The sequence below is a fragment of the Bacillus sp. N5-665 genome (genome assembly GCF_022637375.2).
GTDB lineage: Bacteria > Bacillota > Bacilli > Bacillales > Bacillaceae_G > Bacillus_A > Bacillus_A wiedmannii.
Genome location: NZ_CP093325.1, coordinates 3,721,759 through 3,746,328, shown reverse-complemented (window position 1 = coordinate 3,746,328; position 24,570 = coordinate 3,721,759). Strand labels below are relative to the sequence as shown.

Below are 24,570 nucleotides of genomic sequence, written 5' to 3'. Positions count from 1 at the left end.
TTCTTCTGAAACTAGAATGTGTTGTTATTATATAATTTAATCTGAAAAAAAAGATTATTCAAGAGGGAAGTATGGTTTTAATTTGTGATAAAATTGATTGTGGAATATATTTCAAAAAGAGGTTTATATATGGAGAAAAACTCAATTTTAATTGTAGATGATGATCAAGATATTGTTCGATTTGTTAACGCGAATTTAATGCAAGAAGGTTTTAAAGTTTTTAGTGCTCATAACGGAGAAGAGGCTTTAAAAATAATAAATAATAACAGTATCCAACTTGCTATTTTGGATATTATGATGCCACAAATGGATGGGATAGAATTGTGCAGAAGGATTAGAGAAAAACATAGTTTACCAATTATGTTCTTAAGCGCAAAATCATCGGACGTAGATAAAGTAATTGGATTTAGTACTGGGGCAGATGATTATATTGTGAAGCCGTTTAGTACAATTGAATTTATAGCGAGAGTGAAAGCTCAATTAAGAAGGTATACATATTTCAATCAAAATGCTGTCCAAGTAATAGAAAAGAAAATAAATATTAGAGGTTTAGAAATAGATGAAGTGTCTAGAACAGTAATGTTATATGGAGAAACAATCAATCTTACGAAAACTGAATATAATATTTTGTACTTAATGGCTGCTGCAAAGAATCGTGTGTTTACTATTGAAGAAATATATGAGAGCGTTTGGAAAGAAAGAGCCTATGAAAGTAATAATACAGTAATGGTTCATATTGCAAGATTAAGAAATAAAATTGAAGAGAATCCAAAAGAGCCGAAGTTTATTCAAAATGTTTGGGGAGTCGGATATAAAATTGAAGATTAAATCATTACAAGGCATTAGAACTAAGTTTTTTATCGCATTCATATGTAGCATTTTGTTAGCATCTGTAAGTATAATAGCGTTTCAAATTGTAGTTGGAAATATATATAGTCATGTTACTGCATTAGAGGAAAAATATTCATTGTTATATTTAATGGCTTTTTTAACTTTTACTACAATATACTTTGCATTCATGACAAAAACAATGATGAAAAGGCTATCTGAAATAAATAAGAACGTGAAAGAAATAAGTAATGGTAATTTGGAAATACATATACCTATTTCAAAAAATGACGAGATTGGTGAATTAGCAACGAATGTTAATAGAATGGCCAAAAGTTTAAGAGAGTCTATCGAAAATGAAAAAAAATCGCAGGAAATGAAAAATGAAATGATTAGTAATATTTCTCATGACTTACGAACACCTGTAACATCTCTAATAGGTTACGCGGACCTGTTAGGAAATCAGCTTCATTCAAATGGAGAAGAATGTGAACAGTATGTAAGTATATTAAAGCGAAAAAGTTATGAATTAAAAAATCAAGTAGATGATTTATTAGAATATTGTCAAATAAATTATAGAGAAATCGAATTACATAAAAGTGTAGTAAATATGAAAGCGTTCATTGAACAAATCATGATTGATTTTGTACCACTACTAGATGATGCCGATATGAGCTTTGGTATTAACGGTGATAAGGAGTTACATGTGGAAATGGATGTAGCGCTTATGGTGAGGCTATTCGAAAATGTAATTAGTAATAGTATTATGTACGGGAAAGACGGAAAACAGATTTTGATTCAAGTTTCTAAAAGAGACATGAATGTTGAAATAGAAATTAAAAATTTTGGACAATGCATTCCGAATGAGGACCTTCCTTACGTTTTTGAAAAGTTTTATCGTGGTGAAAAATCACGTAGCTCTCATACGGGTGGAAAAGGGATGGGACTTGCAATTGCGAGAAGTATAGCAGAACTTCATAAAGGAGATATCACTGTGCGTAGTAACGATAAAGAAACTGTTTTCATTATCGTTTTACCGCAGTATAAAGAAATGTAAGAAAGTCGTAAGTATTTCTTTTTTATGTCGTAATGTTCACTTCGTATCATGTAGAACAAAGATATGAGAGTGGGGATACAACATGTGGAAGAAATATGTATTAGTAATTTTAGTTGCATTTTTAATTATAAGTTGGAGTGTAGTTTATTTAGTTAATGGTGTTATATCAGTTATTGTTTGGTGGAGTATACAAGCCTTTAGCGTAGTATCAATCTTTATTTTGATAGGGTCAGTATTACTATTTGTGTGGAAAGTTATTTTCAGAAAGCGAATAGATAGAACACTACTCTTCATAGTTCTTTTCTCTATAATTGGTGCTTGGCCTTTAGGGTGGTTTGCTAACATAGGCGGACTTGCTTACCCAGCAGATGTACAGACTATGAGTCCTAAAATAGTCGTTCGTTTTCCCTTAAATGAACGAGCACTAGTAGGATGGGGTGGTGATCGGTTAGAAACGAACTATCACGTTATAAAACCGAATGAAAGGTGGGCATATGATATTCTTATTCCGCCTGCTGAAGCGAAAAGTAGTAATTTAGGGGATTATGGAATATATGGAGCGAAAGTAATGGCACCAGCTTCTGGAACAGTTGTATCTATCAATAATGATGAAAAAGATGTAGTTCCAGGAGAGGATGATTTTCAGTCAATGGCGGGGAATCATATTTATTTACGACTAGATGAATCAGGGACATTTATGGTTCTGGCCCATTTAAAGAAAGGATCAATTAAAGTGAGGGAAGGCCAACATGTAAATGAAGGAGAGGTTCTAGCCCAAGTCGGTAACTCCGGAAGTTCAAGTGAGCCGCATTTACATATTCATCATCAAAGGCAGGATCCATCAAATGTGAGCATATTTCTTGCGGAAGGATTACCACTTTACTTTCGAACTGAGAAAGGTGTGATAATGCCAGAAAGAGGTACATACATAAGTGGTAATGAAAAAAGGTATTCCAGTTTTATTGGAATACCTTTTCTCATTATCCTATAAATGTTTGATACAGTAAGAAAATATTTAAAATGATAACAAGTGCAGCAATGATCCAAGCGATAAAGGTTGTTATGCGGTGGTTAACGAGTGCACCCATAATTTTTTTACTGCTTGTAAACATAATAAGTGGTACTAATGCAAAAGCAATACCGAATGATAAGACGACTTGGCTCATGACTAGAGCGTAAGTTGGATTTACACCTAAAGCGATAATAACTAATGGTGGAATCATTGTAATAAAGCGGCGTAAGTATAACGGAATATGCATTCGAATGAAACCTTGCATAATAATGTCACCTGACATTGTACCGACAGAAGAGCTAGATAGTCCTGCTGATAAGAGCCCAATTCCAAATAAAGCAGCCGATACTGGACCGACTAAAGTACTGAACTGGTTAAAAGCAACATCAAGATCTTCAACATGCAAGCCGTTTTTAAAGAATAGTGCAGCAGCAACAATTAACATACTCGCATTAATTGCTCCAGCGATAACCATTGCAATAATGATATCAATAAATTCGAAACGGAAAATCTTTTTCTTTTGTTCGTCAGTTGTTCCAACCACGCGGCGTTGTGTCAATGCAGAATGTAAATAGATTGCATGTGGCATTACTGTCGCACCTAATATCCCTGCTGCAAGTAATATACTGTCTACACCTTGGAATTTCGGAATAAATAGTCCTGAAAGAAGGGGACTTAATTCTGGTTTTGCATAAAAAACTTGGATTCCAAATGCTATTACTACAATAAAAATCATCCCTGTAATAATAGCTTCTAGTGGGCGAAATCCTCTGCGTTGAAACTCAAGAATAATAAATGATCCGACTGCTGTAATTAAAGCAGCTGGTAACATAGGAATTCCAAATAATAAATACAATCCGAGTGCTGCCCCGATAAATTCAGCTAAATCTGTAGCCATAATAACGAGTTCACCTTGTATCCATAAGCCGATAGACACAGGTTTTGGAAAGTGCTCGCGAGCTATTTCAGGTAAATTATTTCCCGTAGCAATTCCTAATTTAGCTGATAAGGTTTGAATTAATACTGCCATTAAGTTAGAAGCGAATATAACCCATAATAGTAAATATCCGTATTGTGAACCAGCTGCGATATTTGTAGCAAAGTTACCAGGGTCAATATAAGCTACGGATGCGATAAAAGCGGGTCCTAAAAACGGTAACAGTCGTTTCCAGCCTTTCGTTTCGCCACTTAAAGCTAAGTGTGCGGATTGAACAGTTGTACTTTGAGAAGGGACTTGTTCATCTTTTGATATATCTTTATTCATAGTAGTTTTCCCCTTTGAAATGTTAACTTGATGAAATTATTGTAAGTATTCTTATTGTTTATTTCAATACATTTAGATGTATTAGATGATATTTTTATTTGAACACGAATGTTTCCTTAGTGCAAATTATATGCCTTGCTGCAATAGATGGTGTCGTGTTATAAAAAATTGGGAGTTTATGGTGTGATGACGTGGGGAAACATAATGAATTAAAGGGCTATTTTTGAAATTCATGTGAACATAAAGCCTATAATACAGCATATTAATTGATGGAATTGCATTTGTATGATATATAATATATTGGGATTACAACTTAACCATAGTGTTTTGATGTGTAATCTTGTTTTTTATTTTTGTTAACTTATAGAAAATAGTATAAAGAGAAGAAAATGGGATGCATAAAACTTTGGATACATTTTCTTATTATATATGTTTTGATATGAACGTTAACTTATACATGATTTTAAAAATTAGATAGGTGGTAGAAATACATTGGCAACTACAAAACCATACAGAGTATTACTATATTACATGTATACAACAATTGAAAACCCTGAAGAATTCGCTGCAGAGCATTTAGCATTTTGTAATTCACTTGAATTAAAAGGAAGAATCCTTGTAGCTAAAGAAGGAATTAACGGAACTTGTTCTGGAACTGTAGAACAAACAGAGAAATACATGGAAGCAATGAACAACGATCCACGCTTTGACGGTATCGTATTTAAAATAGATGAAGAAGAAGGGCACGCATTCAAGAAAATGCACGTACGTCCTCGTCCAGAGTTAGTTACACTTCGTCTAGAAGATGACATTAACCCACACGAAATAACTGGAAAGTATTTAGAGCCAAAAGATTTTTATGAAGCAATGAAACAAGAAGATACAGTTATTATTGATGCACGAAATGATTATGAGTTTGATTTAGGACACTTCAAGGGTGCAATTAAACCAGATATCGAATCATTCCGTGAATTACCAGATTGGATTAGAGAAAACAAAGAAACACTTGAAGGTAAAAAGATTTTAACATACTGTACAGGCGGAATTCGTTGTGAGAAGTTTTCTGGTTGGTTAGTTCGTGAAGGTTACGAAGATGTAGGTCAGCTTCACGGCGGTATTGTAACGTACGGCAAAGACCCAGAAGTACAAGGTGAGCTTTGGGATGGACAATGTTACGTGTTCGATGAGCGTATCTCTGTACCAGTAAACCAAAAAGAGCATGTTATCGTTGGTAAAGACCACTTTACAGGTGAACCTTGTGAGCGCTATGTAAACTGTGCAAATCCAGAATGTAATAAGAAAATTTTATGTTCTGAAGAAAACGAAGCAAAACATTTACGTGCATGTTCTCATGAATGTCGTGTACACCCACGTAATCGTTATATCGTGCAACACGAATTAACTGAAGAGCAAGTAGCTGCTGCATTAGAGAAAATCGAAGCAGGAAAGTAAGATAAATTAGTGTAATAAAAAAGTACTCCAAATTTTATTTTGGAGTACTTTTTTTACTATGCGGTACTTTTTTTGTCAGTTTTTGTCGGTAAGTCGATATAATTTAAAAATCGCTAATAAAAATTTCATTTACTGAAGCGTACCACGTATTTGTAATTTGAAAATAACCTTCTTTACTTCTTATCATCTTTCTCTTTCACAGCAGAAAGTACAGTTTGTTTTACCCATGATTTTCTTCGTTTATGTTGTAGACTCCATTGGTATAAACTTTGCGCGCCTAAAATAAATGAAATGACTATGCCACTGATTGCTATTAAAAGTGCGAAAAATTCAAGTGGCGACGAGATTTTGTTTGAATCGGTGTTTCTTAAAAGATCAATCATAGTAAACCCTAACATTTGGCCTACTACAGAGTAGAGCGTTAAAATTAATAGTAAAAGGCTATCTTTTTTAGAAGCGACATTTTCTTGATATTTAAACAAACTATCGAGATTTTGTTTTGCATTCGAGTAAAGTACTTCAATATTAAATAGTTTTCTTAAGCGGAAAAAAATATCTTCACTCTGTGATTGGGATACTAACTCTAAAGAAAAGTAATTCGCTGTAAATGAATTGATTGAATAAATTAATTTCTCTATTTCATTTGTATCTTGATCAATGTTTAGTTCAGCATAAGCGTTTGCCATCTTTAATAAAACAACTTTATGAAATAGATTTAATAACAAAGCGTAATAAAACTCTCCGTACATTTGACTAGCAAGTTTAGCGAATTCGTGTTCATCCTCGTTTGTTATACATGTGAAAATATGTTCTTCCATAATAAAGTAGCGATTAGGAGCCCATCTTTGATAAGAATGTTTTGTTAAATAATCTTGAATATAAGGAACATTATTTGCGCTAATATAGGGCTTGCCATTGTCTGTTAATCCGGAAAGACTGGAAGCTCGGTATACATCGATTACATGAAGGTCTGACTTTTTGTTTATGGATAATAAAGTTTGTACATACATTCGTTGATCTTCAAAGAAGGGGAATGTTTGAAAGTAAGAACTCCGCAATCTCTTTTTCTCAAAGAAGTCTGTTAAGCCATGAAATAAATCGCCGAATATGAGCTTCTCTACTTGTGAATATTGTTTTCCGTTACATTCAATACAGATAGTTTCAGTTGTATCATTTTTAGTTTCAAGGACACGGAAGTGGGCGGCAAATTCGATTGCTTCTGACAATGTCATGTTTGGAGCGGTTTCTACTTCTGTCCGAATTGTTAAGAAGCCAAGCTCATAAGGACAAAGTGTTACGTCAATAGAATGAATTTTGAATGGAACGGAAATCAAATTTGTTGTTAAATGTCCAGTTAAGTTAAGGTCTTTAGAATAGCGCTGCAATCCTTTTTGGTGCTCTGATTGAGGAAATAGAATTTTATTTGTAAATGAAAGATAGTATGCTTCCATATTTTGATGTGAAACTTGAAACTTTCCGTAGTATGTATTTTCATTTTCAAGATGATCGAGTCGAAAAGGGCGAAAATCATTTTTCTCTAAGAAAGGGAACATATTTTGTTCATATCCAGTTTTAAAAGAAAACGGGAATATAAATTGAAATATAGCTGTTGCTACATCTTTTTCCTCGATTGTCTGTATTGCCTCCATTTACATTGTTTCCTTTCATATATGCTATAAAAACAACATGCCCAAATTTATTTGAAAATAACCACTGTTTTATACTTGATTAAGAATGAAAATTCAGCTTATTTAGTAGAGGACATGTATAATGTTATGTATACTACATGTTATAAAATTGTATTTTGAAAAGGGGGATGTTGTATGCGTATTTTAGTATTAGGAGCTGGTGGCGTCGGAGGATTTTTTGGTGGCCGATTAGTCGAAAAAGGGGAAGATGTTACGTTTCTTGTTCGTAGTAAAAGAAAACAGCAATTAGAGGAAAAGGGACTTGTTATTCGTAGTGTGAATGGGGATTTTTCCTTCCAACCGAAATTAATAACGAAAGAAGATCGAACTTCTCCATTTGATGTCATTTTATTTTCAACAAAAGCGTATCACTTAAACGAGGCGATTCAAGATTTGAAGCCGTTTGTAGGTGAAAATACTGTCATCATTCCATTGTTAAATGGTATTGCTCATGTATCACTATTACAAAAAGAATTTGGTGAAGAGAAAGTGATTGGCGGTCTATGTTTTATCGAGACGACGTTAAACGATCAAGGAGAAATTGTACAAACTAGCGCTGCCAACAGACTTCTGTTTGGAGAAATGAAGTTTCAAGATTCAGAGAGAATACAGCATATTGCTAAAGCATTTGCAGGTACGAAATCTAGTTTTGTTTTAAGTGAAAATATTACGCAAGATATGTGGCATAAATATTTATTTATTACTGTAATGTCAGGTGTGACAACATTAATGCGTGCACCAATAGGACCGATTCGTGAAAGCGAAGGTGGACGTGATTTTATTCAAAACTTATTTGAAGAATGTGTGCAAATCATGAGATATATAGGGGCACCAATTAAGGAAGATATTGCCCAGGAACATATGAAAACAATTGATAAAATTTCGTATGATATGAAGTCATCGATGCAGCGTGATATGGAAAAAGGTTCGTCCATTGAAGGGAAGCACATACAAGGATACTTACTAGATGTAGCAGAACAGTTTTCTATGGAAGCACCATTATTGGGTGCAGTATATCAAAATTTAAAAGTGTATGAAGAAATGATCTTTAACAAATCAGCAATAGAATTGGATGTATGAAAAAATAAAAAAGAAAGCAATATATAAGTGTATTGCTTTCTTTTTTTATGACAACTTATTTATTTCTTTTCGTTCTATCTGTCAAATTTATTTCCTGTTCACGTTTACCGTATAATTGATTAATTTCATTTGCTAATGCATCTAAATAGGAATCAGAAAAAATAGGCTTCTTTTCTTTAGACATATGGGTCTCCTTTATCGTTTTTTAGTATTCATTATGTATATTTACCAGCGGATTATGCGCAATCATTTTATTTTTTTCTTTTTCAAAATTTTTGTTTACATTTTGAAAATAAAGGAGTATTATAATCCACAGTTTCAATTTTCTAAATCGCTGAAACCGCATGGTGCGGGGGACCCGTTCTTATGGATTAGTACTTAATCCAATGGGGTGAATCCTTGAAAAAGGTAGGGCTACTCATAGGCCCGAATCCGACAGCTAACCTCGTAAGCGTTATATTGAGAAGGAAGGTGGAGCTTGTGCGACAAAAAATATAATGTCTACAAGTCTATTTCGTTATGGCTTGTAGACATTTTTGTTTTCTGAAGAAATTGTTTATCCGCTGTAACTAGCAGAATCGTTCGTACAAAATTATTGGAGAGTGGACAGCATTGGTTTCATCTATTAAAAGGTTTTTAATTGGAAGACCGTTAAAATCAACTGAGTTAGGAGAGCAAAAGCTTAATAAAACGAAGGCGTTAGCCATTTTATCTTCTGACGCATTGTCATCGGTTGCATACGGACCAGAGCAAATTTTAATTGCTTTAGCAGGTCTTGGAGCGATTGCTTATTGGTATTCAATTCCAATCGCTGTTGGGGTATTAGTGTTATTGACAGCCCTTATTTTATCTTATCGTCAAATTATTTTTGCTTATCCTCATGGCGGAGGCGCGTATGTTGTATCAAAAGAAAATTTAGGGATGAATCCAGGGTTAATAGCTGGAGGATCTTTATTAGTCGATTATATTTTAACTGTGGCAGTAAGTGTGTCCGCAGGTACAGATGCGCTCACATCAGCTTTTCCAAGTTTACATGCACATAATGTAATCATTGCGATTATATTTGTTATATTGATTACTATTTTAAATTTAAGAGGGGTAACGGAATCAGCTTCCGTTTTAGCATATCCGGTTTATTTATTCGTTCTAGCACTATTTATATTGATTGGGGTAGGGATATACAATATTTTAACTGGTCACGTTTCACCGACTTTACACACGCCGATTGGAACGCCGGTTGCGGGAATTAGTTTGTTCTTACTGCTACGAGCATTTGCATCGGGTAGTTCGGCTTTAACAGGTGTTGAGGCAATCTCTAACGCAATTCCAAACTTTAAGGATCCTGCACCTAACAATGCAGCGAAAACATTGCTTGCAATGGGTGCATTACTTGCCGTTTTATTTTCAGGAATTGTCTTTTTAGCTTATTATTACGGAATTAATCCAAGTAAGGAAGTAACAGTTGTTTCACAAATTGCTGAACAAACTTTTGGACGTAATTTCATGTACTATTTCATACAAGGTACAACTGCTTTAATATTAATTCTTGCTGCTAATACAGGTTATTCTGCATTTCCACTATTAGCAGTTAACCTTGCAAAAGACAAATTTATACCGAGAATGTTTACGATTAGAGGAGACCGCCTAGGTTACTCAAACGGTATTATTATACTTGGGATAGCTTCGATTATTTTAATTGTAGCTTTCCAAGGGCAAACAGAACATTTAATCCCGTTATATGCAGTAGGTGTATTTATTCCATTTACACTTTCTCAAACGGGTATGGTATTAAAATGGCTTCGTGAAAAACCTGAAGGATGGGCTTTGAGATTAACGGTTAATTTAATTGGTGCAGTTATTAGTTTTATCGTAATGAGCATGTTCTTTTTAACTAAATTTGCACAAGTTTGGTCAATCCTTATTTTCTTACCTGCCATCATCTTCTTGTTCCATAGAATTAAGAAGCATTACGATGCAGTGGGCGATCAATTAAGTTTAAAAACTTGTGAACCACTTGTTCCAATTGAGGGAAATGTAATTGTCGTTCCTGTAGCGGGCATGACTCATGTGGTGGAAAATTCATTGAACTATGCGAAGGCTCTTTCTGCAGATCAAGTTATCGCTGTATATGTTGCTTTTGACAGAGAAGAGGAAAAGAAATTTGAAGAGAAATGGAAGAAGTGGCAACCTGAAGTAAGACTTGTTACCTTACATTCTCACTATAGAAGTATTATTCAACCGCTAACAAAGTTTATTGATACAGTGCAATATAAAGCGAGTGAATCAAATTACCGAGTTACTGTCGTTATACCACAGTTCATTCCGAAAAAAGGTTGGCATAACATTCTTCATAATCAGTCTAGTTTACTCATTCGTGCGTATTTACTCTATAAAAGAAATGTTGTTATTACAACAGTTCCATATCATTTGAAAAAGTAAGAAGATTTTTTAAGGATAGCTTTACGAAAGTGAAGCTATCCTTTTTGTGTATACGCTATGCATAATTGCATATGAACCTAAAAGATATACTGATATAATTTTTATATCTATGAGTAAGTAGGAGTTTTTGTTGTGATATATGGATATTTCAATTGAAAAAGTGAAGTGGATTATATTTTGAAATAAGGACAGGAAAGCTTGAAAATAAAGGGAATGAAAATACTTCTTTACGATAGATAAATAGCTGTGTTTAAATGACCTTACAGTACAAAACTTACATGAAAACAAAACGAAATTTCATATTTGCGTACGTTATTTAGCTTAAAATGAATAATATTTTTATGTAATACATTCACTGTGTGAATGTGGAAATGGCTATGAAATAGAAATTTTATACAATGTTATTCATACTAATCACATATGAAATGTTTTAGAACGATAAGTGAGTACTGTAGCAATAAAAGTTGGGAGAGATGGTTCGTACATGAATCACGGTAAGAACGTTCTCTATTTTAACCATCTCAAATTACGTGCAAGAAAATAGAATAATAAAATGCGATAGTAATAGTTGCTAATACATAGGAGGAGTTAAAGTGAAAAAGACTTTAATTACAGGGTTATTGGTTACAGCAGTATCTACGAGTTGTTTTATTCCTGTAAGCGCTTACGCTAAGGAGGGGCAAACAGAAGTGAAAACAGTATATGCACAAAATGTAATTGCTCCAAATACATTATCCAATTCAATTAGAATGTTAGGATCACAGTCACCACTTATACAAGCATACGGATTAGTTATTTTACAACAGCCAGACATTAAGGTAAATGCTATGAGTAGCTTAACAAATCATCAAAAGTTTGCAAAGGCAAATGTACGAGAGTGGATTGATGAATATAATCCGAAGCTAATCGACTTAAATCAAGAGATGATGAGATATAGTACTAGATTTAATAGTTATTATAGTAAGCTCTATGAACTAGCAGGAAACATAAATGAAGATGAAAAGGCAAAAGCAGATTTTACAAGTGCATATGGAAAATTACAATTGCAAGTACAAAGCATCCAAGAGAGTATGGAGCAAGACTTATTTGAGTTAAATCGATTTAAAACGGTATTAGACAAAGATAGTAGCAACTTATCAATTAAAGCTGATGAAGCGATAAAAACGCTACAAGGATCAAGTGGAGATATTGTGAAATTACGAGAAGATATTAAAAGAATTCAAGGGGAAATTCAAGCGGAATTAACGACTATTTTGAATAGACCTCAAGAAATTATTAAAGGTTCTATTAATATTGGTAAACAAGTATTTACAATTACAAATCAAACTGCACAAACGAAAACAATTGATTTCGTTTCTATCGGTACTTTAAGTAATGAAATTGTAAATGCTGCAGATAGCCAAACGAGAGAAGCAGCTCTTCGCATTCAGCAAAAGCAAAAAGAGCTATTACCACTTATTCAAAAGTTATCACAAACTGAAGCAGAGGCAACACAAATTACATTCGTTGAAGATCAAGTAAGTAGCTTTACAGAACTAATTGATCGCCAAATCTCAACTTTAGAAACGTTATTAACGGATTGGAAAGTTTTAAATAGTAATATGATCCAAATTCAAAAGAATGTTGAAGAAGGCACGTATACAGACAGTAGTTTACTACAAAAACATTTCAACCAAATTAAAAAAGTAAGTGATGAAATGAATAAGCAAACAAATCAATTTGAAGATTACGTTACAAACGTTGAAGTACATTAAAAATAAGTAACGATATAGGGAGAGAAGAAAAATGACAAAAAAACCTTATAAAGTAATGGCTCTATCAGCACTTATGGCAGTATTTGCAGCAGGAAACATCATGCCAGCCCATACGTATGCAGCTGAAAGTGCAGTGAAACAGGCTCCAGTTCATGCGGTAGCAAAAGCTTATAATGACTATGAGGAATACTCATTAGGACCAGAAGGCTTAAAAGATGCAATGGAAAGAACAGGTTCAAACGCTTTAGTAATGGATCTGTACGCTTTAACAATTATTAAACAAGGTAATGTTAACTTTGGTAATGTATCGTCTGTTGATGCGGCTTTAAAAGGGAAAGTAATTCAGCACCAGGATACAGCTAGAGGAAATGCGAAGCAATGGTTAGATGTATTAAAACCACAGCTTATTTCAACGAATCAAAATATTATTAATTACAATACGAAATTCCAAAACTATTATGATACTTTAGTTGCTGCGGTAGATGCAAAGGATAAAGCAACTCTTACGAAAGGTTTAACTAGATTATCAAGTAGTATTAATGAAAATAAAGCGCAAGTAGATCAGCTAGTAGAAGACTTGAAGAAATTCCGAAACAAAATGACGTCCGATACGCAAAACTTCAAAGGTGATGCAAATCAAATTACATCTATATTAGCTAGTCAAGATGCTGGAATTCCGCTTCTGCAAAATCAAATTACAACGTACAATGAAGCAATTAGTAAATATAATGCAATTATTATCGGTTCATCTGTTGCGACAGCTCTAGGGCCAATTGCAATTATTGGTGGTGCAGTAGTTATTGCTACAGGTGCAGGAACGCCGCTAGGAGTCGCATTAATTGCAGGTGGTGCAGCAGCTGTAGGCGGTGGTACAGCTGGTATCGTATTAGCGAAGAAAGAACTTGATAATGCACAAGCTGAAATTCAAAAAATAACAGGACAAGTTACAACTGCTCAATTAGAAGTAGCTGGGTTAACGAACATTAAAACACAAACGGAGTATTTAACAAATACAATAGATACTGCAATTACAGCGTTGCAAAATATTTCAAATCAATGGTATACAATGGGATCAAAATACAATTCTTTACTTCAAAATGTAGATTCAATTAGTCCGAATGACCTTGTTTTCATTAAAGAAGATTTAAACATTGCGAAAGATAGCTGGAAAAACATTAAAGACTATGCAGAAAAGATTTATGCTGAAGATATTAAAGTAGTAGATACGAAAAAAGCTTAATCAAATACGAATCGTTAGAGCGTTACGTATTGATGAATGATTTGAAGCTCCTGTTCAGTTGTGGGCAGGAGCTTTTTATCCCACTTTAATGGGCAGTAAGACCCCCACCTCAAAATTCAGCGAAAGCAAAGAAGTTAGGTGGGGGATCAACTGCCCATAAAAGTCCGATTGGTTCAACTAATAATCAGTGGGGGATGAAGAAAACCCCCAATGATTAAAGTTTCACTTTATACCCTTATAAAGAAAATAGGTGAAAAGTATGGAGAAAAGATTTTATAAGAAATGTCTTTTAGCAATAATGATTGCTGGAGTGGCAACGAGTAATGTGCTTCCTTTACATCCTTTTGCAGCGGAACAAAACGTAAAAACATTGCAAGAAAATGCGAAAAACTATTCTCTAGGGCCAGCTGGATTCCAAGATGTTATGGCGCAAACGACATCGAGCATATTTGCAATGGATTCATATGCAAAATTAATTCAAAATCAGCAAGAGACTGATTTGAGTAAAATAAGTTCCATTAATAGTGAGTTTAAAGGAAATATGATTCAGCACCAAAGAGATGCAAAAACTAATGCAGCGTATTGGTTAAATTATATGAAGCCTCAAATTATGAAAACAGATCAAAATATTATTAATTACAATAATACTTTTCAAGCGTATTATAATAGCATGCTAATAGCGATTGATCAAAAGGATAGCGGAAAATTAAAAGCGGATTTAGAAAAGTTGTATGCAGATATTGTAAAGAATCAAAATGAGGTAGATGTATTATTAAGGGATTTGAAAGCTTTTCGCGATAGAATGGCGAAAGACACAAATAGTTTTAAAGAGGATACAAATCAATTAACAGCGATATTGGCAAGTACGAATGCTGGCATTCCAGCTCTAGAGCAACAAATAAATACATATAACGATTCAATAAAAAAGAGTAATGATATGGTCATTGCTGGTGGTGTACTTTGCGTAGCGTTAATAACATGTCTTGCTGGCGGACCGATGATTGCCATTGCGAAAAAAGATATCGCAAATGCAGAAAGAGAAATAGCCAATTTAAAAGATAGAATTTCTGGAGCACAAGCAGAAGTTGCAATTTTGACTGATGTGAAAAATAAAACAACAAACATGACAGAAACAATTGATGCAGCAATTACAGCACTGCAAAATATATCAAATCAATGGTATACGGTAGGGGCAAAATACAATAATTTACTACAAAACGTAAAAGGAATCAGTCCTGAAGAATTTACCTTCATAAAAGAAGATTTAAATACAGCAAAAGATAGCTGGAAAGATGTAAAAGATTATACAGAAAAATTACATGAAGGCGTGGCGAAGTAAACAGTGGACTAGTTCCGCTGTTTATTTTTCATCCTTTTTTGTGAGAGTTGGACTTGTAATTTGATATATAAACTTGCCATGTTTTTTGTTAATGTAGCTTTGGGGTCATGTTTAATCAAATCGATACTAATAACTTAGATAAACTTCTGATCAAGCTTTTTATATTTAATGTTTTAATGAAAAAAGCTATACTGTAAGCAAAATTAAAAATTGGAAAGGAAGTACTAGAACATGGAAAATTATTTGTTATTTATCCTTACAGCAATGTTAATCATAATAATGCCTGGTCCTGGTTTTGCACTAGTTACAAAAAACACTATCTCGCATGGTAAAAATGGTGGGATAAAGACTGTCTTAGGAACGATATCTGGAATGATGATTCATACAATAATGGCTACGCTAGGACTCTCTGCCATCCTAATGAAATTTGCTATGTTATTTACATTTATAAAATATGCTGGGGCTTTTTATTTAATTTACTTAGCTGTGAAGTCAATTAAAAGTGCTTTACATAAAAAAGAAGATATGTCAGGTTCAGTAGAAATGGACTCTAAGGATATTGGGGCAATTAAAAGCTTTAGACAAGGATTTACTACGGCAATTTTAAACCCAAAAACTGCTGTGTTTTTCCTTAGTTTTTTACCCCAATTTATTGTAAGTAATCAAAATCATTTCCTCCAATTTCTTGTATTAGGAGTCACATTTACGACTTTGACAGCAATATGGTATTTACTGTATATCTCACTCATACGCCAATTAAGAACTTTTCTAAGAAAAGAAAGAGTGAACCGTACAATAGAGGGTATTACGGGCGCAGTATTATTAGTATTTGGAGTTAGATTGTTTTTCCAAAAATAAATATGTATATGAAAAGAGAAATAATCAATAGTGGTTATTTCTCTTATTTACTTATTCTAAAACTACCATTTTACAATTGATTTCATACCTTCATACTAATTTTACACACGTATCTAATTTGAACTTTAAAAATAAGTTCCTCAATAACCTGACCGGTTTGCTTTATAAGAAAAAATCTTACATTATGAGGGGCGGGCTGATAATCGGTAGGGGGATGGACAAAAAAACATTGTTTAAAGTGTCATTGCATACATTAAGTGAAGTAGCAGTGTAGGCGGATAAAATTCGGTAGTCGAAATTTCTTGCATAAAGCTGTATAATGCTTGTAACGAAAAGGAAATACAGGAAAGGATATGTAATGAGTTACTATGGATAAAGATAAACAACAATTAAGCGTTGAAGTTGCAAGATTATATTATCAATCAGATTATAGTCAGCAGGAAATTGCTAATAAATTAAATATTTCAAGGCCGACTATCTCTAGATTATTAAAGTACGCGAAAGAAAAAGGATTTGTTCAAATTAGCATAGCCGATCCATTTGCTGATTTAGATAACGTTGGAAATTTACTGAAAGAAAAGTACAACTTGTTAGAGGCGCATGTCGTTTTTTCACCAGTGCCAGAATATGCAACGATTACAGAGTATATTAGTAAATATGCAGCTGAGTATATGGAAAAGACGGTTAAAAACGGTGATATCGTTGGTGTAAGTTGGGGAATGACGATGTATGAAATCGCTAGAAAAATCGTACCGCAACATGTAAAAGGTGTAGAAGTTGTTCAGTTAAAAGGTGGTATTAGTCATTCGAGTGTAAATACATATGCGAATGAAACGATTGCTTTATTTGCAGATGCTTTTCAAACGACGCCAAGAAATCTACCCCTTCCAGTTATATTTGATAATGCAGTGACAAAAGAATTAGTAGAGCAGGATCGACATATCCATCACATTATCGAAATGGGGAAACAAGCGAATATTGCAATTTTCACTGTAGGAACAGTGCGAGACGAAGCACTATTATTCCGATTAGGTTATTTTGATAAGGATGAAACGAGTTTACTCAAAAAACAATCGGTCGGTGACATTTGTTCAAGATTCTTTGATGGGAACGGAAATATTAGTAGTGAAGAAATTAATAAGCGGACTATTGGAATTGAGTTAGAAGAACTGAAATTAAAGAAACGCTCTATTTTAGTTGCCGGTGGTAATAGAAAAATAAAATCAATTGATGGTGCGTTACGTGGCGGGTATGCAAATGTATTAATTATTGATCAGCATACGGCGAAGGAATTGTTACATTATCAAAAAGGTTAGAAATAAAAGGCTTTCTCAAGATGTTAATTTTGAGAAAGCCTTTTATTTTGTTATGTATGAATTATGGGAGTGTTTTTTGAATGCAAATTGCCTTTTTAAAAATAATTATGGATATTGAGATACATACTACCATTGTTAATATAAAAGTTTTGATTTTAAATAGGAATTGTTTCTTAGTTAGAATGCGCTTTATTTACTACAAGAAAATTCCTTTTCGAAAAGAATGAACAAAATTTCAAAAGTGTATTTACATTTGTTCAACTAAGAGTTAGAATGAAGTTGTTAAAAGATATGAGGAGTGAAGATAATGAATATTGCAAAGTTAATTGACCATACAATTTTAAAAGCTAATACTACAAAAGAAGATGTTATGAAAGTAATCGAAGAAGCAAAGGAATATAAATTCGCTTCTGTTTGTATTAACCCTACATGGGTAAAGCTAGCTGCTGAAGAATTAGCTGGACATGATGTAGATGTTTGTACTGTAATCGGTTTCCCATTAGGAGCAAGCACTACTGAAACAAAAGCTTTCGAAACAAAAGATGCTATTGCAAAAGGTGCAACTGAAGTTGATATGGTAATCAACGTAGGCGCTTTAAAAGATGGCGATAACGAGTTTGTTGAAAAAGATATTTATGAAGTAGTACAAGCAGCAAAAGGAAAAGCTCTTGTAAAAGTAATCATTGAAACTTGCCTTCTAACAGATGAAGAGAAAGTACGCGCTTGTGAATTATCAGTTAAAGCTGGTGCTGACTTCGTAAAAACTTCAACTGGATTCTCAACTGGCGGAGCAACTGCTGAAGATATCGCATTAATGCGTAAAACAGTAGGACCAAACGTTGGTGTAAAAGCATCTGGTGGCGTTCGTACACGTGAAGATGCAGACAAAATGGTAGCTGCTGGAGCTTCTCGGGTTGGAGCTAGTGCTAGTGTTGCAATCGTATTAAATGATGCAAAAGGTGCTACAGATAACTACTAATCATTAATGAAGACAAAAGCAATAGATACACAAAGTAAAGTGTATCTATTGCTCTAACAATTGAAAAAAATGTAAGCGGATACGAATGGGAGGAGACGGCTTATGAAATACTTAATTGGTATTTTTGGCCTCGTATTGATTTTAGGTATCGCTTGGCTTGCTAGTAATGATAGAAAGAAAGTCAAATATCGCCCAATCATAACGATGGTTATATTACAATTCATTTTGGGGTTTTTATTATTAAATACAAGTGTAGGGAATATATTAATTAGCGGAATAGCAGATGGTTTTGGAGAGTTATTAAAATATGCCGCTGACGGTGTGAATTTCGTATTTGGTGGATTAGTAAATCAAAAAGAGTTTTCGTTCTTTTTAAGTGTATTAATGCCAATCGTATTTATATCAGCTTTAATAGGTATTTTGCAACACATTAAAGTATTACCTATTATTGTGAAATCTATCGGTCTAGCATTAAGTAAAGTAAATGGAATGGGGAAACTAGAATCATATAATGCTGTTGCTTCTGCGATTTTAGGACAATCTGAAGTGTTTATTTCAGTTAAGAAACAACTAGGGTTATTGCCAGAGAAAAGAATGTATACATTATGTGCATCTGCAATGTCTACCGTTTCAATGTCTATCGTTGGATCATATATGGTGTTATTAAAACCGCAATATGTTGTAACCGCTTTAGTGCTTAACTTATTCGGTGGTTTTATTATCGCTTCTATCATTAACCCTTATGAAGTTACTGAAGAAGAAGATATGTTAGAAGTACAAGAAGAAGAGAAAAAGACTTTCTTTGAAGTATTAGGGGAATACATTATAGATGGATTTAAAGTTGCGATTACAGTAGCAGCTATGTTAGTCGGTTTCGTTGCTCTTATCGCATTCATTAATGCAGTATTTAAAGGTGTAATCGGTATTTCATTCCAAGAAATTCTTGGTTATGTATTTGCACCATTTGCATTTATTATGGGTGTACCTTGGCATGAAGCAGTTAATGCCGGAAATATTATGGCAACAAAATTAGTATCAAATGAATTTGTTGCGATGACAGATTTAGCACAAGGAAACTTTAATTTCTCAGATAGAACGACAGCGATTATATCTGTATTCTTAGTTTCATTTGCAAACTTCTCTTCAATTGGAATTATTGCTGGGGCAGTTAAGAGCTTAAATGAAAAACAAGGGAATGTAGTCGCAAGATTTGGTTTGAAATTACTTTTCGGTGCAACATTAGTAAGTTTCTTATCAGCAACAATCGTTGGCTTATTATTTTAACAGATTCATATTATATAAAAAGGAATGGTGATTGTAATGAGAATGGTAGATATTATTGCGAAAAAACGTGACGGCAAAGAATTAACGACTGAAGAAATCAAATTCTTTATTAATGGATATACAGACGGAAGTATTCCTGATTATCAAGTGAGTGCACTTGCAATGGCAATTTTCTTTAAAGATATGACAGATCGTGAACGTGCAGATTTAACGATGGCAATGGTTGAGTCTGGAGAAACGATTGACTTATCAGCAATTGAAGGCATAAAAGTAGATAAACATTCAACTGGCGGTGTAGGTGATACAACAACATTAGTATTAGGACCATTAGTTGCTGCTTTAGATGTACCAGTAGCAAAAATGTCTGGTCGTGGTTTAGGACATACGGGTGGAACAATTGATAAATTAGAAGCGGTAGAAGGATTCCACGTTGAAATTACGAAAGAGCAGTTCATTGATATTGTAAACCGTGACAAAGTAGCTGTTATTGGACAAACAGGAAACTTAACACCTGCGGATAAAAAGATTTATGCATTACGCGATGTAACAGGAACAGTAAACTCAATTCCTTTAATCGCAAGTTCAATTATGAGTAAAAAAATTGCAGCTGGTGCTGACGCAATCGTACTTGATGTAAAAACAGGTGCTGGCGCATTTATGAAAACAGAAGAAGATGCAAAAGAATTAGCACATGCAATGGTACGTATCGGAAATAACGTAGGACGTCAAACAATGGCTGTTATTTCAGATATGTCACAACCGCTTGGTTTTGCGATTGGTAACGCTCTAGAAGTGAAAGAAGCGATTGATACGTTAAAAGGTGAAGGTCCAGAAGATTTAACAGAATTAGTACTCGTATTAGGAAGTCAAATGGTTGTACTTGCGAAAAAAGCAAATACATTAGAAGAAGCTCGTGAAATGTTAATTGAAGTTATGAAAAACGGAAAAGCAACTGAGAAGTTTAAAGAGTTCTTAAGCAATCAAGGCGGAGATAGTTCAATTGTAGACAATCCAGAAAAAATGCCACAGGCGAAGTATGTAATTGATGTACCTGCAAAAACTTCAGGTGTTATTTCAAACATTGTTGCAGATGAAATTGGTATCGCAGCTATGCTACTTGGTGCTGGCCGTGCGACAAAAGAAGATGAAATCGATTTAGCGGTAGGATTAATGTTACGTAAAAAAGTTGGCGATGCAGTAAAAGAAGGCGAGCCATTCGTAACAATCTATGCAAATCGCGAAAATGTAGAAGATGTAAAAGCTAAAATCTATGAGAACATTTCTATCGCTGAAACAGCAGTGGCTCCTAAATTAGTTCATACAGTTATTACTGACTAATCATAATTACACTTACTTTAAGGAGGAAATAATATGGATAAGAAAAAATATATCGAAGAAGCAAATAAGATGTTATCGAAAGCATATATTCCGTATTCGAAATTTCCTGTTGGTGCAGCATTAGTTACGAAAGAAGGTAAAATCTATACTGGTTGTAATATAGAAAATGCTTCTTACGGTTTATGTAACTGCGCAGAAAGAACAGCGATCTTTAAAGCAGTATCAGAAGGGGAGCGCGACTTTAGTTACTTAGTTATTACAGGCGAAACAGACGGACCGATTTCACCATGTGGTGCTTGTAGACAAGTAATTGCTGAATTCTGTGAACCGAAAATGCCAGTTTTACTAACGAATGTAAAAGGTGATGAAAAAGAAGTGACTGTTGAGCAATTACTTCCAGGTGCTTTCTCAATAGAAGATTTAAAATAAGTTGAAAAGCCATTCCGCAAATATTAATTGTGGAATGGCTTTTTTATTTTCAAAAGTTGAATGTAATATTTTGTTCATATTCCGTTCATAAACTTTCCGTAAAATGATTGCAGCGAATATAGAAAGTTTACAGCAGGAGGAATAGAATGAAGAAATTATATAATGCAGCATTCATTTACTTAATTATCGGTTTATTATCAGGAGTATTTGCAAGAGAGTATTCGAAAGCACAAGGAATTAAAGGATCCACAATGTTGCAATTAGTGCATACACACGTATTGGTGCTCGGCTTCGTCTTCTTTTTAATCGTTTTGGCTCTATTTAAAGTATTTAATGTCCATGAAACAAAGAGTTTTCGTGCATGGTTTGTTGTTTATAATGTAGGATTAATGTTTACTATTGCTACAATGTTATGGAGAGGTCTTCTACAAGTAAACGGAACTGACTTTAACGGTCTAAGCCATATGGTTGGATTAGGACATGTCATTATAAGTATCGGGCTCGTTTGGTTTATGATTTTACTTAAAAAATCTTTTAAATAGATAGGAGTGGATAGTATGATAGCACTTTTATCAAGTATTGTAGCAGTTTGTATGGCTGTTGGTGTCATGTTTCTTCGCTTTAAAGCAGCGAAAAAACCGGTAACGAAAAAGAAAATTATATTACCACCAATCTTTATGAGTACTGGCGCAATGATGTACTTCTTACCGGAGTTTCGATTAACATCGTTAGAAATAGTAGAGGCGATTAGCATAGGACTTATTTTCTCTATATTGCTTATTAAAACAACTAAGTTTGAAATAAGAAGTGAACATATATATATGAAACCGTCAAAAGCATTCATATTTATTTTAGTCGGATTATTGGCTGTACGAGTAGCGTTAAAATCATATTTAAGTCAATCAATTGATTTAGCAGAGTTAAGTGGAATGTTTTTCTTACTCGCATTTGCGATGATTGTTTCGTGGAGAATTGCGATGTATCGCTCATTTACTAAATTGGAAAAAATAATAAAAAGAGCTGGAATTTCTAAATAGGAATTCCGGCTCTTTTTATGTTTTATACGATTGTTTTTTTAGCTTTGATTTCATTTGCTTAATTTTAAACGTATTTGAGCATCTTGTAATGCGGCTGGTGTAACGTTAAGACCATATTGATCAACAATTTTTGTGTTTAATAAAATGGAATCCAAGCTTCCACGAAATGTTTTTGTATAGTTTTGACGCAACATTTGTTGTTCTTGTTTTTCGTCAACTGTTAATCCAGATGCTTTTTCTTTTTTTGATAATTCGTTAATACGGAATAAAATGTTTTTCATTTTGTTCACCTCTAATTTTAAATTAAATTAGTTACTTACTAATTTATAGTTATTTTAACTTTTTTATATGAATATGTCAAGAAGGGTAAAAGAAAAGTAGACACCCGTATTACAGTAAGTGGGTGTCTACAAGGAAAATATAAAGCTTAGCTTAATTCATGTAAGTGACTAACAAGTTCTGATGTTTTAGAGAAGAACGGTGAATGATCAGCTTCTAAAGTAATAACCTTCGCGCAAGGAGTTTCTGTATTCATTCGGCGCTGAAAATCAATTGGAATCGCTCTATCTAGAGTTGTTTCAATATAAATGCGATCTATAGTTCCGAAGTTTTCTTCAGAAATTTTTAGCTCTTGTTGAAACGGTCCTAGTGGCTGAGGACGCATTTGTTTGAAAGAAGATTCTTTAATAGCTGCATTTTCTGTAGCATTTAAAAATGTTTGTTCAGTCAACTCTGGTATAAGTTCTGCAGTCATGTCATTCTCATTAATTGAGAATTGTGGACCAGCTTCACCATCTAATTTACTACTAAGACTTTCTCCGTTTTGTGGTAAGAATGCGCAAAGATATACTAATTTATCGATTTTATTTGGTATAAGTTCAGCTGTTTGCGTGATTACAATTCCACCCATACTATGTCCAACAAGAATAATTTTTTCATTTTGTTGATCTATAGTAGCTGTTACTGCATTAACATAAGAATCTAGCGTTATATTTTGTGATGGAGTCATATCTTTTCCACTTCCAGGTAAGTCTAGTGTAACAACTGTATGTCCGAAAGCCTCTAGTTGAGGTTTTACTAATTCCCATGCCCATTCACCTTGCCATGCTCCATGTATTAAAATGTAAGTACTCATTTAATCAACACTCCTCTAATGTTTATATGCCTTATTTTTTCGTAATATTGATGATGTATACTTAGTGTATAGGAAGTGGTTTGATAAATATAATGAAGGTTATTTATAGATGATATAAATATCTTTTATATAAGGAGAACAGAATGAACGTTTTTGATTTTAAAGTTTTTAAAAATGTGGCTCGGTTGAACAGCATTAGTTTAGCAGCGAAAGAATTACATATGACACAGCCCGCTATAACTCATATCATAAACAAATTAGAGAAACGATATGCTTTAACTTTATTTGATCGCTCTAGACAAGGAACGATGTTAACTGAAAATGGAAAGGAATTTTTAGTTTGTGTAGATCGACTTCTAATGGAGTATGAAAACCTTGAAGAAACAGTTTTACAATTAAAAAATAGAAGCTTGTATAAGATTGTACTAGCTACGTATCCTTCCGTTACTGTATATTGTTTGGCGGAGTGTATCCAACTAGGTAATATTGATCAAAGTCAGTACGTGCTTGCAGTTCGAGAAGGAAGCTATCAAGAAGTATTAGATTGGCTGTCTTTTGGAAGTGCTGATTTTTCTATTTCTATAAAAGAAAATTTAATACCAGGATTTCATTATGAAGTTATTGGTGAAGATCCTTATGTTATGGTTTCTTCAAAGACAATTCCACCTAACCTTACTATTAAAGAGTTGAAAAATTATCCTTTTATTATGCCGCTTTCTGGTTGTAAAGAAGTACTTGAACCATATTTGATGAAAAATGAAATAACAGTTAATAAAGTGATGGAGTCAGAGTCAATTAGCTCGGCATTAGCACTTACTGTACAAGTTAACGGTATAACAATCGTTCCGTTATCAGGACTGCATAAACAAATCATTCATGACTTTATCGTGCAACCGATAGAAATTAAAATTCCACGACAACTTATTATGCAATGGTCACCTAAAAAAGAGAATGATCCGCTGTTCTTAGCGTTTGTTAAGAATTTACTAAATCAACTACAACAAAAGAAAAAATGATACAAAAGGTAAGCTCATTTCACTG

Annotated in this window: 23 protein-coding genes and 1 riboswitch; of the genes, 18 read left to right on the top strand and 5 right to left on the bottom strand. The window is 33.7% G+C overall.

All coding sequences use genetic code 11. From position 1 onward, the window contains the following. Positions 1 to 129: 129 nt before the first annotated feature. From MNO09_RS21750 to MNO09_RS21740, 3 genes are all read left to right on the top strand, one after another. The gene (locus tag MNO09_RS21750) at positions 130 to 828 is read left to right on the top strand and encodes a response regulator transcription factor (protein WP_088107099.1); all 699 of its coding nucleotides are present in this window, start codon (positions 130 to 132) and stop codon (positions 826 to 828) included. Continuing rightward, positions 818 to 1,885: a sensor histidine kinase gene (locus MNO09_RS21745; protein WP_140399225.1), complete on the top strand. Its 1,068-nt coding sequence runs from the start codon at positions 818 to 820 to the stop codon at positions 1,883 to 1,885. Before MNO09_RS21750 ends, MNO09_RS21745 begins: the two co-directional genes overlap by 11 nt. Before the next feature lie 82 nt (positions 1,886 to 1,967). Continuing rightward, positions 1,968 to 2,876 (top strand): M23 family metallopeptidase, encoded by a 909-nt coding sequence (locus MNO09_RS21740; RefSeq protein ID WP_088107101.1) that lies wholly within the window; start codon positions 1,968 to 1,970, stop codon positions 2,874 to 2,876. Here the strand turns inward: MNO09_RS21740 and MNO09_RS21735 are convergent. After that, entirely contained in the window at positions 2,866 to 4,161 is a 1,296-nt protein-coding gene (locus MNO09_RS21735) for an Nramp family divalent metal transporter (protein WP_001030663.1), read from the bottom strand. The genes MNO09_RS21740 and MNO09_RS21735 overlap by 11 nt on opposite strands. A 492-nt stretch (positions 4,162 to 4,653) precedes the next feature. On the opposite strand from MNO09_RS21735, the gene trhO reads away from it, so the two are divergent. Continuing rightward, entirely contained in the window at positions 4,654 to 5,613 is a 960-nt protein-coding gene (gene trhO / locus MNO09_RS21730) for an oxygen-dependent tRNA uridine(34) hydroxylase TrhO (RefSeq protein ID WP_000246220.1), read from the top strand. 173 nt (positions 5,614 to 5,786) lie between these two features. On the opposite strand, the gene MNO09_RS21725 is transcribed toward trhO, so the two are convergent. Next, positions 5,787 to 7,262: a hypothetical protein gene (locus MNO09_RS21725; RefSeq protein ID WP_241950050.1), complete on the bottom strand. Its 1,476-nt coding sequence runs from the start codon at positions 7,260 to 7,262 to the stop codon at positions 5,787 to 5,789. Between the two features lie 174 nt (positions 7,263 to 7,436). Between MNO09_RS21725 and panE the strand changes: the two genes are divergently transcribed. Further along, positions 7,437 to 8,381 (top strand): 2-dehydropantoate 2-reductase, encoded by a 945-nt coding sequence (panE, locus tag MNO09_RS21720; protein WP_078183608.1) that lies wholly within the window; start codon positions 7,437 to 7,439, stop codon positions 8,379 to 8,381. A gap of 55 nt (positions 8,382 to 8,436) precedes the next feature. Here panE and MNO09_RS21715 read toward each other — a convergent pair whose 3' ends face one another. Next, positions 8,437 to 8,565 carry a hypothetical protein gene (locus tag MNO09_RS21715; RefSeq protein WP_000031869.1) on the bottom strand — a complete coding sequence of 43 codons (129 nt, stop codon included), beginning with the start codon at positions 8,563 to 8,565 and terminating at the stop codon, positions 8,437 to 8,439. 138 nt (positions 8,566 to 8,703) lie between these two features. Continuing rightward, positions 8,704 to 8,850, top strand: a riboswitch (cyclic di-AMP (ydaO/yuaA leader). Positions 8,851 to 8,993: 143 nt separating this feature from the next. Here MNO09_RS21715 and kimA point away from each other — a divergent pair. From kimA to MNO09_RS21655, 12 genes are all read left to right on the top strand, one after another. Then, on the top strand, positions 8,994 to 10,820 hold the full coding sequence (gene kimA, locus MNO09_RS21710; protein WP_000254869.1) for a potassium transporter KimA: 1,827 nt from the start codon (positions 8,994 to 8,996) through the stop codon (positions 10,818 to 10,820). Between the two features lie 593 nt (positions 10,821 to 11,413). After that, the gene (gene nheA / locus MNO09_RS21705) at positions 11,414 to 12,574 is read left to right on the top strand and encodes a non-hemolytic enterotoxin NHE subunit A (RefSeq protein WP_000751846.1); all 1,161 of its coding nucleotides are present in this window, start codon (positions 11,414 to 11,416) and stop codon (positions 12,572 to 12,574) included. Positions 12,575 to 12,605: 31 nt separating this feature from the next. Then, the gene (gene nheB, locus MNO09_RS21700; protein ID WP_000162959.1) at positions 12,606 to 13,814 is read left to right on the top strand and encodes a non-hemolytic enterotoxin NHE subunit B; all 1,209 of its coding nucleotides are present in this window, start codon (positions 12,606 to 12,608) and stop codon (positions 13,812 to 13,814) included. Positions 13,815 to 14,073: 259 nt separating this feature from the next. Then, on the top strand, positions 14,074 to 15,153 hold the full coding sequence (nheC, locus tag MNO09_RS21695) for a non-hemolytic enterotoxin NHE subunit C (RefSeq protein WP_000415291.1): 1,080 nt from the start codon (positions 14,074 to 14,076) through the stop codon (positions 15,151 to 15,153). A 231-nt stretch (positions 15,154 to 15,384) separates the two neighbouring features. Further along, a complete protein-coding gene (locus MNO09_RS21690) occupies positions 15,385 to 16,011 on the top strand; it encodes a LysE family translocator (protein WP_000432982.1) in 627 nt (208 codons plus the stop codon). Between the two features lie 368 nt (positions 16,012 to 16,379). Beyond that, on the top strand, positions 16,380 to 17,327 hold the full coding sequence (gene deoR / locus MNO09_RS21685) for a DNA-binding transcriptional repressor DeoR (protein WP_088107102.1): 948 nt from the start codon (positions 16,380 to 16,382) through the stop codon (positions 17,325 to 17,327). A gap of 307 nt (positions 17,328 to 17,634) precedes the next feature. Further along, on the top strand, positions 17,635 to 18,306 hold the full coding sequence (gene deoC, locus MNO09_RS21680; protein WP_001017444.1) for a deoxyribose-phosphate aldolase: 672 nt from the start codon (positions 17,635 to 17,637) through the stop codon (positions 18,304 to 18,306). Between the two features lie 102 nt (positions 18,307 to 18,408). Further along, a complete protein-coding gene (locus MNO09_RS21675) occupies positions 18,409 to 19,590 on the top strand; it encodes a NupC/NupG family nucleoside CNT transporter (protein WP_000876170.1) in 1,182 nt (393 codons plus the stop codon). Positions 19,591 to 19,626: 36 nt separating this feature from the next. After that, positions 19,627 to 20,928, top strand: coding sequence for a pyrimidine-nucleoside phosphorylase (locus MNO09_RS21670; RefSeq protein WP_001983022.1), 1,302 nt, complete (start codon positions 19,627 to 19,629; stop codon positions 20,926 to 20,928). A 33-nt stretch (positions 20,929 to 20,961) separates the two neighbouring features. Then, the gene (locus MNO09_RS21665; protein ID WP_000358539.1) at positions 20,962 to 21,357 is read left to right on the top strand and encodes a cytidine deaminase; all 396 of its coding nucleotides are present in this window, start codon (positions 20,962 to 20,964) and stop codon (positions 21,355 to 21,357) included. Positions 21,358 to 21,503: 146 nt separating this feature from the next. Beyond that, positions 21,504 to 21,899: a DUF2871 domain-containing protein gene (locus MNO09_RS21660; protein ID WP_088107103.1), complete on the top strand. Its 396-nt coding sequence runs from the start codon at positions 21,504 to 21,506 to the stop codon at positions 21,897 to 21,899. A 15-nt stretch (positions 21,900 to 21,914) separates the two neighbouring features. Further along, a complete protein-coding gene (locus MNO09_RS21655) occupies positions 21,915 to 22,394 on the top strand; it encodes a CcdC family protein (RefSeq protein WP_000561059.1) in 480 nt (159 codons plus the stop codon). A 50-nt stretch (positions 22,395 to 22,444) separates the two neighbouring features. Here MNO09_RS21655 and MNO09_RS21650 read toward each other — a convergent pair whose 3' ends face one another. After that, positions 22,445 to 22,675 (bottom strand): DUF896 domain-containing protein, encoded by a 231-nt coding sequence (locus tag MNO09_RS21650; RefSeq protein WP_000789778.1) that lies wholly within the window; start codon positions 22,673 to 22,675, stop codon positions 22,445 to 22,447. A 146-nt stretch (positions 22,676 to 22,821) separates the two neighbouring features. Further along, entirely contained in the window at positions 22,822 to 23,529 is a 708-nt protein-coding gene (locus tag MNO09_RS21645) for an alpha/beta fold hydrolase (RefSeq protein ID WP_000109161.1), read from the bottom strand. 143 nt (positions 23,530 to 23,672) lie between these two features. Here MNO09_RS21645 and MNO09_RS21640 point away from each other — a divergent pair, with 143 nt between their 5' ends. Continuing rightward, the gene (locus MNO09_RS21640; protein WP_088107104.1) at positions 23,673 to 24,545 is read left to right on the top strand and encodes a LysR family transcriptional regulator; all 873 of its coding nucleotides are present in this window, start codon (positions 23,673 to 23,675) and stop codon (positions 24,543 to 24,545) included. The last annotated feature ends 25 nt before the right edge of the window (positions 24,546 to 24,570 follow it).